A 12,673-nucleotide genomic window follows, 5' to 3' on the forward strand; every position below is an offset into this window, starting at 1 on the left:
CCAGGCAGGTAATGCCCGCGACTATTAGGGGGAGATAAGTATCAAAGTCTGGCACCGTCCTGTACTGCAGCGGGCGCCATCAACTCTCTATGATGAAGGAACCTGAAGAGCGATTCATATCCTCAGTGTTAAATCTCAGGTTCTTCGTAAGCATTCGAAAGGTGGCTGAAGGCATGAAAATTGATAGATGTGTAGCCCTCGCCTTCTCCCCTTGCAAATCCACCCTTAAAGTCGCCACCCAGATGGCCTTGGGCGCCTCTCGCGCGCTGGGCGCGGAGCTTGCCGTCGCCAACCTCACGGTAAAGCGCGATGCCCCCGAGCTTAGCCCCACAGATTTGGTATGCATTGGGGTGCCGGTCTTTGCGGGCCGGATGCCCCCGTTGGCAAAGAAGGCCTTTACCCAGGTACAAGGCCTCTTCAGCCCCGCCATCCTCGTGGCCGCCTATGGCAATCGCAGCTGCGGCGCCTGCCTGCCCGAGCTTGGCTTGTGGTGCGCATCCCACGGTCTCATATCCCAGGCCGCCGTCGAAGCCCCCTGCCAGCACACCATTGTGACCTCGGTGGCAGCAGGCCGTCCCACAAAAGAGGATCTCACCCACTATCGTGAAATCGGCGCGTCACTCGCTCAGAAAATCTCCCAGGCAGCCAGCGTGTTTGATGCAGGGCCGCTTCCCTTTTCTCAGGAGGCGCCCACCACACCGCCGCTCACACCGGCCTTCAAGGCCGCCTGCGACCCAGATCGCTGCATAGGCTGCGGGGCTTGCGTAGCGGCCTGTCCCGCTGATGCCATCGACCCTCTGGAGCCTTACCTCACCGATACCTCTCGGTGCATAGGCTGCATGGGCTGCATTCCTGTGTGTCCTACGGCAGCTCGCTCAGTAGACGACGCCGAGAAACTCGCCCGCCTCACCCCGGAGTTCGAACGTGCTTACGGCGCATTCCAGCCTATCCGAGTCTTCGACGACGGCCTCGCCAAAGCAGTGCGCGATTAGACGCCCACCTCAAGCACCGAGGCACCCAAGGCTTGAACATCTGCCCCGTCATGGACCACCACCACCAAAGGACGCATGTCTTGGTGAGCCAGGATGAATCCGTAGGCAAGCTGGCGTGCCTGCTCGTCTAGGCCGTAGAACGGCTCGTCAAGAATGACCGCTGCACCTGGCGCCAGAAGGGCGCGCACAAGCTCTACCCGGCGTCGCTGGCCTCCTGAGAGTTGGGCCACCGGACGAGTTGCCACTGCCTCCAGCCCCACCTCTGCCAGTGCCTCGCGGGCCATTTGGGCGGAGCAGCGAACCACAAGCCTCACGTTGTCGATGGCAGAGCGAGATTCGATGAGTGCGGGTTCTTGCCCCATATAACCCATCTGATCCGGCACCTTGAGGCTCCCAGCACCGGGGCGCACCAATCCTAGAAGCGTCTTTAGAAGCGTGGTCTTGCCAGCTCCTGAGACCCCGCGCACACAAAGGATCTGGCCTGGAGTCACTTCAAAGCTTAAATCCTCTGCCAGAGGGGCGCCACCATAGGTCACCTGTAGGTGCGAGACGGCCAAAGATGCAGCGGTTGAAGGCAAGGGCTTCTCGGCAGCCCAAGAGCCAGAGGCCCCCGGAATCTGTTGGCCTGCAGCAGCCCGGGCATCGGATGCCAAAACCCAGGCAAAGCTGGCTTGAGCGGAGGCGTCCAGCAGCGCCAAAAAGAGGCGCTCGGAGAGGTAGGCACACGCCACGATGGTGACGGTCCAGGCCATAAGCTGGCTGGTCTCCAAGAGGAGCTTTGCCTGATAGACCTGGGCGCCCAGGGTGATGCCAGATAGGGCGATAAGCTCGGCCGCGACTCCCGCCTTCCAGGCCATGCCTACGCATACTTTCGAAGTGGCAGAAAGATAGCCAATCATCTGGGGCCATAGGAGCGCCAACGCTTTGCGGCTCCCGCGAAGCCCCTGCACAGAAAGGGCGTCTTCTAGAGTTTTGTTGCGGGACTGAAGCGCCCCCAGGGCAGAGAAGTAATAAGCCGGCAGCACCACGATAAAAGTGCAGGCCACACCTACTCCTGCAGACCCGACCCAGAGCAAGAGGATGACCACCAAGCAGGCCACGGGCACAGCCTTGAGTGCCAGAAGAGGCGGCTCCAAGAAGGACCCGAGGACTGGATGGCGGGCGGCAGGCACCGCAAGCCCGAGCCCTAGAAGCAGCCCCACAAAAAAGCCCAGCGCGATATGGAGCGCCGAGAGCCCCGCAGAGGCCCAATAGCCAGGCGTCACCACCAGCTGACCCAGGGCGGCCAGGGTCTCCAAAGGCCCTGAGAGCAGCAAAGGCCTGTTCACTATCCAGGCGGCTGCTTGCCAGGCTGCCAGCCAAAAGAGCACCGCCAGCACTCGGCGAGAGGTCGAGTGCTGACGAGAAGCTGCAGGGGATGCCATTTAGTCAAGCCAATAGAAGTCTTCTGTAGGCATGCCGCCGCCCACAGAGGCAGGATTGGCTTCAAAGAGCACAGAGAGGTAACCCTCCAAGGCGGATTCCATATCCTGACCCGTCACGCAGGCAAGGCCACAGGAAGGAATAGCTTTGGCTGCCACCGATTCATTGTCGATGATGCCGTAGCTCACCACCAAAGAGGCGGCAGCCTGAGGATCTGCCAGCACCGACTTGACCGAGGCCTCTTGCTCTTTGGCAAAGGTTTGCACGGCCTCAGGATGGTTGGCCAAAAAATCAGCGCTCACAATGGTGACGCCGGTAACCAACTGGGATCCTTGAGGGGCATACTGCTTCCACACATCGCCCAGGTCGGCCACGGTAGCTGCCCCCTCCACTTTGCTTAGGGCAGCCGTAGCAAAGGGCTGGGGAAGAACTGCGGCAGCGGTTGGATCCTGTGCCAGGGCTGCCACCGCTTCTGAGGCCTCGCTTTTGTACTCCAAGGTCACAGAATCCGCTATGCCAGCCTGAGAAAGCAAGTACTCTACCACATACTGAGGGCTTGCCCCTTTGCCCGTGAGGTAAACCGTCTTACCAGCTAAATCGGAAAAGTCCTTCACCTGGCTGTTGGCGCTGACTACCGAGAGTGTGGAGAGCGTATTGATATCGATGGCCTGCACTTTGCCGTCGGTCTTGTTATAGAGCACCGAGGCCACATTGGCAGGGACCAACGCGATGTCCACATCGCCGTTCACCACCTTTTGGACCACCTCGTCAGGAGTGCCCACAATATCAAAGCTATAGCTGTTGGCGGAAGTGCCGGCCTTGGCATCCTCCATGAGATCCACCAAGCCAATGGAAGTGGGGCCCTTGAGGGAGGCGACGCGCACCTGAGTGGACTGGGCAGCCTCGGAAGCCTGAGAATCGTCGCTAGGCTGTGGTGCAGGCTGCGCTGACTGACCGCAGCCCAAAAGCGCCAAGCATAGGCTGGCAGCGCACAGACCGCCTAGCACCTTGGCAATCTTCGATCCTGTCATAGAGGGACGCTCCTTTTAGCAGCTTATATTGATAGCCCATTGAGGATAGCGCAGGCTATTCCTCCTCATCATGAGGGAAGACGATTCCCTCGCGAAGGCGGATGGTGTCCATAATGCCCAAAGACACCAGTGTATTGCCGGTAAAGCGCGCCAGATCCAGCTCGCCTGCCGCCGCATTGACGAAATCTTGAAGCTCGAACTCCAGGTTTGAAACTTCATGGGTAGTGGGATTCTTGCGCTGACGCCAAGAGAGCTCTTCTTTGGCGCCGTCACGATAGACGATCTCGACCTTTGAAGGAGAGGACATCTCATGGATGAGCATGGTGCCCTTCTCGCCCTCGATCTGAGTAGGCAAAAGGTCGTCTGTGGCCTTGGAGTAGCTCACTTCGCCAATCATGGACGGGTAGTCAAAGATGGCGCTGCCGCAGATATCGATAAGGTCATCGTTTCCAGTAACGTCCACCGTGTCTGCAAAGGCCATCAGGTCGTCAGGCTCGCCAAAAAGCAGCACCAGAGCATTGATGGGATAGACGCCCAGGTCCATCAAAGCGCCTGTGGCCAGGGCAGGATCGAAAATGTTGGTCTGCGTGCCTTCAAGCACCAAGTCGTAGCGGCTGGAGTACTTGCCATAGGCAAAACGGGCGCGACGGATGGTACCCAGCTTGGGCAACGCCTGATAGATAGCCTCATAGGCTGGGTCGTGGGCGAGGCGCATGGCCTCCATGCAGCACACACCCTTGGCCTTTGCGGCGGCAAAGAGTTTCTCGGCCTCTACCAAGGTAGAGCATAGCGGCTTTTCTACCAGCACATGCTTGCCAGCCTCCACCATCTGCATTGCCTGCTCGAAATGGCAGATATTGGGGCTGGCGATGTAGACTGCATCCACCTGCGGGTCTTGAGCCAGCTCATCCAGCGAGTCCCACCAGGCCGAAGCACCGTGGGAGCGGGAATAGTCCTTGGCCTTCTGGGACGAGCGAGAGTAGGCGCCGGCAAAGGTGACGCCTTCCACATAGGGCAATGCCTTGAGCAGCTGATCTGTAATCATTGAGGTGCCAATAGTGGCCAGGCGTAGAGGTGCCATGGACATCCTTTCTTGAAGGGCGCTCAACCGAGCGCGGGTCTGTACCAGGCTGGCATTGGTTTTTTAGACTTCTTGCCCCAATTCCAGCTTTGAGGCCACGAGACTTACATCGTGCCTCTGCAAATCCTAAAGTAAAGCCAACTGTGCTCATTGTAGAGCCGGAGGCGAGAGGAGAGCCCCATGGCCCAAACCGTCACAACCATTTCGTCGCCCAAACTCAGTGCTGCCGTGAGTTCTGAAGGCGCCCAACTCATGAGCCTTGTCCACGATGGGGTGGAATACCTTTGGCAGGGCGACGAGCGCTGGTGGCCTCGGAGAGCCCCTGTTCTTTTTCCTATTGTGGGCGCCCTTAGAAACGACCGTTGCACCACTGCCCATGGCGAAGCGGCCATGCCGCAACACGGAGTAGCTCGCAGGTTCACCCACCAAATCAAAGCAGTTACCGATAAAAGCGTAACCTTCCGGCTCGAATCCTCAGAGGAGACAAAGGAGTTATTCCCCTACGACTTTGTGCTGGAAATGACCTACGAGATCACCGATGAGGGAGCGTTGCTCCAGACTTTCAAGGTCATCAATACCGACAGCCTGCCCCTCCCCTTCCAGCTGGGCGGACATCCGGCCTTCAACGTACCTCTAGACCCTGAGAGCGGCGAGCGCTTCGAAGATTATCAACTTGTTTTTAGCCGCCCCTGGACTTACGCCTCTCCCCAGCTCAACGATGATCATCTGTTGGACTGGGAAGCAGAAGTCCCCGTCGTCGAAGGCAGCGACACACTACCGCTGCGTCATGATCTCTTTGCTCATGACGCATTGGTGCTCACCGATGTCCCAGATTCCTGTGTGACCCTCAGAAGCGCCCAAGGCGACCGCGGTATCACCGTGGACTTTCCCGGCTTTGATTATTGCGGCATTTGGAGCTGCGGCGATGCGCCCTTCTGCGCCATCGAGCCCTGGACAGGCACAGCCACTGGCACCGCCGAAGACGACGAACTTGCCCACAAGCGCGGCGTCGTGATGCTCGAACCTGGCGAGACCTTTGAGCGCACCTTCACCATGCGCCCCTTCTAGGCAACATTGGTGCCAGAAGGGCCCAAAGCTCACCGGCAGAGATGGAGGGGCTTCTCGGCATACCGAGAAGCCCCTCCTGCACACTAGGTATCATATGTGGCCCTGATGCTCTTGGCTTACCTGAATTAAGCCATAAGGTCTACTGATGGCTCATGATGAGACGCATGGCGCCGTCAAGACTCAGCGCCTCCACGGTTGCCGGCACAATGAAGCTGGCGCCCTTGGCAACCTCATGGCCGTTGGCGCTGCCCGTCCCATCGATGACGGTGGCGCAGAGGTAGGGGGCGTCCTGGGGGATGGCAACTGGGCCATCCACCTCGACCAATGCCACGGTGTAGTCCTTGTTGGACTCCAAAACCGCCACCCCGTCGGGGTTAAACTCCAGCTCCACCTGGCCAGAGGTGGGAGCCGTCACGCGGTAGTCAACCACGTCGCAGGACTTGTCAATGTGCAGCTCGCGCTTGGTACCGTCGTCCTGCAGACGGTCGTAATCATAGAGACGATAGGTCACGTCACTGGACTGCTGGGTCTCCAAAATGAGAGTGCCGTGCTTGATGGCATGCACCGTGCCGGCATCGATCTGGAAGAAATCGCCCTTATGGATGGGCATCTCATTGAGCAGTTGATCCCAAGCGCCCTTATCGACCAACTCGCGGAACTCCTCAGGGCTCTTGGCGTTTTGCCCCACGATAATGGTAGCGCCAGGATCGCAATCCAACACGTACCAGCACTCGCGCTTGCCCAGGCTGCCGTTCTCATGCTCTGCAGCGTACTCGTCGTTGGGGTGGATCTGCACCGAGAGGTCGTCATGGGCATCGAGGATCTTTACCAGCAGCGGAAAACGGTCGCCTCCCACATTGCCAAAGAGCTCCGGATTCTCATCCCAGAGTTCCGAGAGACGCTTGCCTGCAAACTCCCCGCCCTCTACCGTGCAGTCACCATGGGGATGGGCGCCGATGGCCCAGCATTCACCCACGGGACCGTCGGGAATATCAAAGCCAAACTCGGTTGCCAGCCTGCGGCCTCCCCAGATCTTCTCGTGAAACACTGGTGTTAAGAAAATGAGATCCGCCATGATGAAGTGCTCCTTTTTAAGCTCGCGCCGCCAATGGGCCAGACAAATGCCGATAAATCGAAGCGATTTGCCTTGGGACCAAACCCGCTTCTTTTGACTTCACAATACAACGGAGAGGACCAAAAACCAGTGATATCTCTGATAGCCATCACACCCTCATGGTTCTTTCAGCGGACTCCTTTTATCCTTTAAGAAAGACTACACTGAAAGACAAATAACGTTTGATGGGAAGGTGAGACCGTGTCATTCAAGTATTCGGAGGTCGCCAAAGACATTGCGCAAAAGATTTGCAATGGCCAATATGCCCCTCAATCCAAGCTTCCCACCACCGACATGCTCTGCTCTGCCTACGACGTGTCGCGCATTACCATTCGCAAGGCCATGGACGTGCTCTCAGACCAGGGCCTTATCATCAAGCGCCGCGGCTCCGGCACCTATGTGAAAGACGTCGATCCTACAGACTCTGCGGGCATCAGCCAGATCGTAGAGAGCTACTCTGAGTCTGCCAAGACTCAGGGCGGCGAGGTAGAAACCCAGATGCTCACCTTTGAGATCGTAGAGGCTACCGACAAGGTCGCCCATCGCCTCCGCGTCCCTGTGGGCACCCAGGTCTATCATATCGAGCGCATTCGTTCTGTGAACAACTCTCAGAGCGCGGTCACCTACACCTGGATCCCCGTATCCATCGTGCCAAACCTCACACGCGCCCAGGCGCAGATCTCTATCTACCATCATATAGAAGTGGGTCTGGGCCTCACCGTATCCTCCACGCACCGCTCCATTCGTGCAGTCATGCCCACCTTGAACGAGCGCATCTGGCTCTCCTTGCCCAAAGAGACGCCGCTCTTAGAGATCGACCAGGTGACCTTCTTGTCTGACGGGCGCCTCTTCGAGTATTCCATCCTCCATCGCGATACGCGCGACTGGAGCTTCCGCTGCGTGGACACTCACACCTCCTAAGCACCGGTTCGCAGATTAACCACCTGCTCGCAGATCCGCAGATCGCTTTCATCCTTGCCATCTCGCCACCTCCCTCGCCTTCCTTTTGGCAAAAGACTGTCTTGCAACAGCGAAGAGCGCCGCTCCCCAGTGGAAGCGACGCTCTTCTTTCTTGTAAAACGCTTTTTGTAAGACGCGTGTGGACGCGTAGCACTAAGCCTTAGCTCAGAAGCTCCTGCACGTCCATGGCGATCATGAGTTCCTCGTTGGTAGGCACGACCAAAACACGGATCTTAGAGTCTTCTGCCGAGATGTCGCGGATTTCGTCCGAGCGGATGGCATTCTTCTGAGCATCGATCTTGACACCCATCCAGCCCAGCTTCTCGCAGATGCGTGCGCGCATGTCGTCGGAGTTCTCGCCAATGCCGGCAGAGAAGGCCATAGTATCGAAGCCTTCCATGGCCTGAGCCATCTCCAGCACCAACTGAGCGCAACGATAGGCGAACATATCCAGAGCCAACTCTGCGTTGGCATCGCCCTTCTCGGCAGCCTCCTCGATGTCGCGGGAGTCGCTGGAGATAGCGGAGAGTGCAGCCAGGCCGGACTGCTTGTTCATCATGGTGTCGACCTCATCCACGGTATAGCCTCCAACGCGTTGGAGGTAGAAGACCGTAGCAGGATCGAGCGTACCGGTACGGGTGCCCATAATAAGGCCGTCCAGAGGAGTGAGGCCCATGGTGGTGTCCATGGAGTGGCCATCCTCGATAGCACAGAGCGAGGCGCCCGACCCCAGGTGACACGAGACGAGCTTGTGAACTTTGCCCTCACTGAACTTGTTGACAGCACGCCAAATAAAACGGTGAGAGGTTCCGTGGGCGCCATACTTGCGGATATGCAGCCTGTCCACCACGTCGCGAGGCAGCGCATAGCGCCAAGCGCGCTCAGGCATGTCGTAATGGAAAGCGGTGTCAGGCACAATGACATTACCCAGCTCAGGATAGAGCTCACGGCAGATCTGCACGACATCTGCCTCTGCGTAATTGTGCAAAGGAGCCAGAGGAGCCACCTCGCGAACCTGGGCCAGTGCCACATCGTCTACCACAGCAGAGCTGGGAAAGTACCAACCGCCCTGCACCACGCGATGACCAATGCCGTCAACCTGCACGCCCAGACCGTCGATGATCTCGAAGATGTGCTTGATAGCGGTCTTGTGATCAGGCAGCTCTACCACGAGTTTCTCTTTATCGCCACCCTTTTCCTGGTGGCCGATAAAAGAACCGTCAATACCAATACGCTCTGCGTTGCCCTTGGCAAATACCTCCCCGGTATCTACATTGAGCAGCTGGTACTTAAGCGAAGAGCTGCCGGCATTGATCACCAGTACGTTCATAGATTTCCTCTTTTCTAATGGCGCGAGACGTCCATTGGCGCCGCTGAATTAGCGACTCATCCATGATACAGAGTAGTGCTTAGGCCATAAAGACTATTTACCTCTATACAACTTTGACCCAAGACGAGGATGAGAGGCCATTGAGTATGACTATTTTGGAAGTTCCCCTCTCGAACCACCCCGTCAGCCAGAGAGACGGTATTCCTCATGCACGCTATTGGTTTTGTGGCGCCACCAGGATGTCATAGGCAATACCAGCAGCTGTGCGCACACATTCGTGGCAAGGCATAAGGATAGGGCCGCCCGTACGACCCTTGATAGCTGCACAGGTCACAGAGCCCACTTGCTCATCATAGGCATCCATCAACTTGCGGCAAATCGCATAGGTGGACTTCTTTGTGGTGGGATTGTCTGGGTCACCGCAGGAATTCATACAGCCAGCCACAATGCAGGCGCCAGAAATAGCGCCGCAGGTACCGGCCATCGAGCCCATGCCCAGACCCAAGCCCTCGGTGGCGCTGAAGAGCTGATCTACCGTCAGATCTGTAAGAGGCGCCAGTGCACAAGCTACCGATTGAGCGCAGTTGCTGCCCGACAGATGACGGTTGGAAGCGTCTTCGACGACCTCTTCGCGTGTAGGAGTCCAACTCATGGTGTGGTCCTCTCTTCACTACTAGTTTGTTATGAGGCCAAAAGCATCCCTCTTTACCTCAGGCCTCTTCGATAGGTCTAGCCGCTTAGGCTAAAAGACCCTCACCCAAATCTTTGCCGCCCAACACATGAATGTGTACGTGATGGACTGTTTGGCCAGCATCTTTTCCCGTATTGGTGATGCAGCGAAAACCGCTCTTGGCAATGCCCTCAGACTCAGCCACCTTGGCTACTGCAGAAACCATAGCCTCAAGAGTCTCAGCAGGAATGTTGTCGATCAGCGAATCATAGTGTTTCTTTGGCACTACAAGCACATGCACCGGTGCTTGAGGCGAAAGGTCGCGAAAAGCAGTCACCAGCTCGTCTTCGTAGACCACGTCTGCATCGATCTCACCGTTAGCAATTTTGCAAAAGATGCAATCTTCCATATCTCTCCCCCATCAACGTCTACAACCACAGGCTTTCATGCATGCAGTTCACTGCCAACGAATACCATTTGAATAGAATCACAATTAGCCTTGATTGGAAGCTGAAGCATCATAGAGCACCTGCACCTGCTGCTCTGCAGTGGCAAGACGCTCGCGCAGGCTCGAGAGAAGCTCTACGCCCCTGCGATAATAATCGAGTGCGGCCTCCAACTCCAATGAGCCATTCTCTAGAGCAGACACAATGTGTTCCAGCTCAATGGAGGCTTGCTTGAACGACAGCTCTTCCACGGGAGCGGCATTCAGCTCATAGGCGTCGCTAGAGTTACTATTTTGATAGGGCATTGAAGTATCCATGTCCTTCCCTTTCCTTTGAGACCAACTGAAAGATCACTCCTCTTCAGATGGATCTTCTTTAGACGGCATAACCGAAACCACTTGGGCCCCAATATGCCCCCGAGCCATCTGCACGTTGATTGCTGTACCGGGAAGCGCCATCATTGGGTCTTCGATCACATGTCCTTGAGTATCTTGCACTATGGCATATCCACGCTCTAATACACGCTCGGGAGAGAGGGCATCTAGTGATGCCTGTGCCTGTCTTAAAAACGCCTCATACCCCACAAAAAGCGTCTTCTCTACCAACTGAAGACGAGTGGCCAGCGAAGAGCAGGGGACTTCAAATTGAGAGACTAGATTGACTGACGATCGATCTAGTTCTGTTGCCTGCCGAGAAACACTCTCCCTGGTTTTGTGGAAGTACGCTTGAGCAGCTACCTCAAAGGAGTGTGACAGCACATCCACTTGAGACTTTTGCACCTGCACAAGACCTTGTGGAGCAACCAGCACAGGCTTTGCAGCCCAGCTGTTGATCTGGGCTTCTATAGTCGCCAAAAACTTGTCGATCGCTCGATCCAAATTATAGGCCTGCTCTTCTTGATGCACAGAGGCACGCTCAAATATGAGATTCATCGCGCGACAGAGGCGCCCATCACGCTCATCGATCTTATCGGTAAGCTGTCCTATAGAGGGGGCGACAGAAGCTGCGGCTGCCGTGGGTGTCAACTCTCGTCGATCAGCCACATCATCTGCAATGGTGACATCTGGCTCATGGCCTATACCTGTCACCACAGGGACCAGGCAGGCAGCTATGGCTCGCGCCACGCGCTCATCATTGAAGGTCATCAAGTCTTCGTAGGAGCCACCGCCACGCACTAAAAGAATAGCGTCAGGTTTGGAAGCGGCGGCCTTTTCCAAGGCGTCCACAATGCACCCAGGGGCATCTACGCCCTGCACCATAGTTCCAAAGACGTCGATGGCTACTAACGGGTTGCGATCCGCAAGCGTACGCTTTACGTCTTCTATTACAGATCCCGTAAGAGAAGTGACCACTGCCACACGTTCGCAGAATACTGGAACCCGCCGCTTGTGCGAAGGGCTTGTAAGCCCCTCTGCATCAAGCTTGGCTTTGAGCAGGCGTACCTTTTGGCGCAGCAATCCATCGCCTCGAAGAGCCACCTGACTTACAATGAAGTCGAATGATCCGCGGTTAGGATAAATCGAGAATTTTCCTCGTACAACGATCTCAAGACCGTCTTCGAGAGGTATGGGCAGTGAGCGATAAATACTCGCCCATACCACCACATTCATAGAGCAAAGACCATCTTTGATCTGAAAATAGCAATGGCCTCGATTGGTGGGCCCTCGAAAAGAGGTAACCTCACCTATCACCGTAAGCGTAGGAACCGTCTCGAGGACAGCTTTTGCCTTGTTGAGTGCCTCAGATACCGAGATGGGCTCCGCCATGACTAATCCCTGTTGTTGGTCTGGCCCAAGAGATACAGCAGTTGCAAGCAAGAGACCAATGCTGCAGCTACATAGGTAAGCGCAGCTGCAAACAGCACTTGTCGAGAACCAGTGACCACCTCTTGGCTAAAGCCAGCCTGAGAAATATAAGAGAGCGCGCGGCGGGATGCGTCAAACTCCACAGGCAGCGTTACAAGTTGGAAGAGCACCGAAGCGGCAAAAAGTATAATTGCCAGATTGATAAGTCCACTCATAGCCATCGAGATGCCGATAATAAAGACGATCATCCAGACATTGCTCGCGAAGTTCACTACAGGGACCAAGGCGGTGCGGATGCGCCCTGGAACATAGCCCTTATCAAACTGCACTGCATGCCCTGCCTCGTGGCAGGCTACGGCTACCGAAGCCACAGAGCTGCCCTGGAAATTTGCAGGGGACAGATGAAGAGAGTTGTCACGAGGGTCGAAGTGGTCTGTGAGCTCCCCGGGAACAGGCTCGATACCTACACCATCAACGCCATTGGCTGCAAGCATGGCACGAGCAACGTCAGCGCCTGTCCTCGAGGTACCTAAAGGGACCCGAGACCACTTGCGATAGGTACTGTTGATGTACCACTGAGTAAGACCACCCAGCACAAGAGAGACAATAACGAGCAAAAAGTAAGAGCCGTTATAACCCATATAAAAATACGGCATGAATACCTCCACCTACAGGGGGCACGGTTAGAGACCCTGTCATTGAAGTCACATTCTACACCAGTGCACATTTAGAACATGTGTTCGTATTGCGATTT

Annotated in this window: 13 protein-coding genes; 3 read left to right on the plus strand and 10 right to left on the minus strand. The window is 56.3% G+C overall.

Translation table 11 applies throughout. The annotated features are described in order from the left end of the window. Positions 1-173 precede the first annotated feature (173 nt). On the plus strand, positions 174-992 hold the full coding sequence (locus tag OR601_RS05415) for a 4Fe-4S binding protein (RefSeq protein ID WP_167604362.1): 819 nt from the start codon (positions 174-176) through the stop codon (positions 990-992). On the opposite strand, the gene OR601_RS05420 is transcribed toward OR601_RS05415, so the two are convergent. Genes OR601_RS05420 through OR601_RS05430 form a run of 3 tightly spaced genes read right to left on the minus strand, consistent with a single transcriptional unit; the run spans position 989 to position 4,526 of the window. Next, on the minus strand, positions 989-2,416 hold the full coding sequence (locus OR601_RS05420; RefSeq protein ID WP_265591277.1) for an ATP-binding cassette domain-containing protein: 1,428 nt from the start codon (positions 2,414-2,416) through the stop codon (positions 989-991). The two genes, OR601_RS05415 and OR601_RS05420, sit on opposite strands and share 4 nt — an antisense overlap. Continuing rightward, entirely contained in the window at positions 2,417-3,445 is a 1,029-nt protein-coding gene (locus OR601_RS05425) for an ABC transporter substrate-binding protein (protein WP_136013160.1), read from the minus strand. 55 nt (positions 3,446-3,500) lie between these two features. Further along, positions 3,501-4,526: a Gfo/Idh/MocA family protein gene (locus OR601_RS05430; protein WP_265591278.1), complete on the minus strand. Its 1,026-nt coding sequence runs from the start codon at positions 4,524-4,526 to the stop codon at positions 3,501-3,503. Between the two features lie 180 nt (positions 4,527-4,706). Between OR601_RS05430 and OR601_RS05435 the strand changes: the two genes are divergently transcribed. Then, a complete protein-coding gene (locus OR601_RS05435; RefSeq protein WP_136013158.1) occupies positions 4,707-5,594 on the plus strand; it encodes an aldose 1-epimerase family protein in 888 nt (295 codons plus the stop codon). Between the two features lie 139 nt (positions 5,595-5,733). Here the strand turns inward: OR601_RS05435 and OR601_RS05440 are convergent, their stop codons facing one another. Beyond that, a complete protein-coding gene (locus tag OR601_RS05440) occupies positions 5,734-6,669 on the minus strand; it encodes a type I phosphomannose isomerase catalytic subunit (RefSeq protein ID WP_265591279.1) in 936 nt (311 codons plus the stop codon). A 240-nt stretch (positions 6,670-6,909) separates the two neighbouring features. Here OR601_RS05440 and OR601_RS05445 point away from each other — a divergent pair, with 240 nt between their 5' ends. Next, the gene (locus OR601_RS05445) at positions 6,910-7,629 is read left to right on the plus strand and encodes a GntR family transcriptional regulator (protein WP_265591280.1); all 720 of its coding nucleotides are present in this window, start codon (positions 6,910-6,912) and stop codon (positions 7,627-7,629) included. 199 nt (positions 7,630-7,828) lie between these two features. Here OR601_RS05445 and OR601_RS05450 read toward each other — a convergent pair whose 3' ends face one another. From OR601_RS05450 to OR601_RS05475, 6 genes are all read right to left on the minus strand, one after another. Then, entirely contained in the window at positions 7,829-8,998 is a 1,170-nt protein-coding gene (locus OR601_RS05450) for an acetate/propionate family kinase (protein WP_136013155.1), read from the minus strand. A gap of 214 nt (positions 8,999-9,212) precedes the next feature. Beyond that, the gene (locus OR601_RS05455) at positions 9,213-9,650 is read right to left on the minus strand and encodes a C-GCAxxG-C-C family protein (protein ID WP_136013154.1); all 438 of its coding nucleotides are present in this window, start codon (positions 9,648-9,650) and stop codon (positions 9,213-9,215) included. 85 nt (positions 9,651-9,735) lie between these two features. Next, a complete protein-coding gene (locus OR601_RS05460; RefSeq protein ID WP_136013153.1) occupies positions 9,736-10,077 on the minus strand; it encodes a histidine triad nucleotide-binding protein in 342 nt (113 codons plus the stop codon). Between the two features lie 84 nt (positions 10,078-10,161). Then, entirely contained in the window at positions 10,162-10,419 is a 258-nt protein-coding gene (xseB, locus tag OR601_RS05465; protein WP_265592383.1) for an exodeoxyribonuclease VII small subunit, read from the minus strand. A 45-nt stretch (positions 10,420-10,464) separates the two neighbouring features. Next, entirely contained in the window at positions 10,465-11,880 is a 1,416-nt protein-coding gene (gene xseA, locus OR601_RS05470) for an exodeoxyribonuclease VII large subunit (RefSeq protein ID WP_265591281.1), read from the minus strand. Between the two features lie 2 nt (positions 11,881-11,882). Continuing rightward, complete coding sequence (locus OR601_RS05475; protein WP_136013150.1) at positions 11,883-12,575, minus strand: zinc metallopeptidase; 693 nt, start codon at positions 12,573-12,575, stop codon at positions 11,883-11,885. Between the last annotated feature and the right edge of the window lie 98 nt (positions 12,576-12,673).

Origin of the sequence: Leptogranulimonas caecicola (genome assembly GCF_023168405.1) — a bacterium.
Classification (GTDB): Bacteria; Actinomycetota; Coriobacteriia; order Coriobacteriales; family Atopobiaceae; genus Leptogranulimonas; species Leptogranulimonas caecicola.

Coding starts and splice junctions, on each gene's coding strand:
- OR601_RS05450 (WP_136013155.1), bottom strand. CDS start 8,998: ATGAACGTACTGGTGATCAATGCCGGCAGCTCTTCGCTTAAGTACCAG.
- OR601_RS05420 (WP_265591277.1), bottom strand. CDS start 2,416: ATGGCATCCCCTGCAGCTTCTCGTCAGCACTCGACCTCTCGCCGAGTG.
- OR601_RS05415 (WP_167604362.1), top strand. CDS start 174: ATGAAAATTGATAGATGTGTAGCCCTCGCCTTCTCCCCTTGCAAATCC.
- xseA (WP_265591281.1), bottom strand. CDS start 11,880: ATGGCGGAGCCCATCTCGGTATCTGAGGCACTCAACAAGGCAAAAGCT.
- xseB (WP_265592383.1), bottom strand. CDS start 10,419: ATGCCCTATCAAAATAGTAACTCTAGCGACGCCTATGAGCTGAATGCC.
- OR601_RS05435 (WP_136013158.1), top strand. CDS start 4,707: ATGGCCCAAACCGTCACAACCATTTCGTCGCCCAAACTCAGTGCTGCC.
- OR601_RS05430 (WP_265591278.1), bottom strand. CDS start 4,526: ATGGCACCTCTACGCCTGGCCACTATTGGCACCTCAATGATTACAGAT.
- OR601_RS05440 (WP_265591279.1), bottom strand. CDS start 6,669: ATGGCGGATCTCATTTTCTTAACACCAGTGTTTCACGAGAAGATCTGG.
- OR601_RS05460 (WP_136013153.1), bottom strand. CDS start 10,077: ATGGAAGATTGCATCTTTTGCAAAATTGCTAACGGTGAGATCGATGCA.
- OR601_RS05455 (WP_136013154.1), bottom strand. CDS start 9,650: ATGAGTTGGACTCCTACACGCGAAGAGGTCGTCGAAGACGCTTCCAAC.
- OR601_RS05425 (WP_136013160.1), bottom strand. CDS start 3,445: ATGACAGGATCGAAGATTGCCAAGGTGCTAGGCGGTCTGTGCGCTGCC.
- OR601_RS05475 (WP_136013150.1), bottom strand. CDS start 12,575: ATGCCGTATTTTTATATGGGTTATAACGGCTCTTACTTTTTGCTCGTT.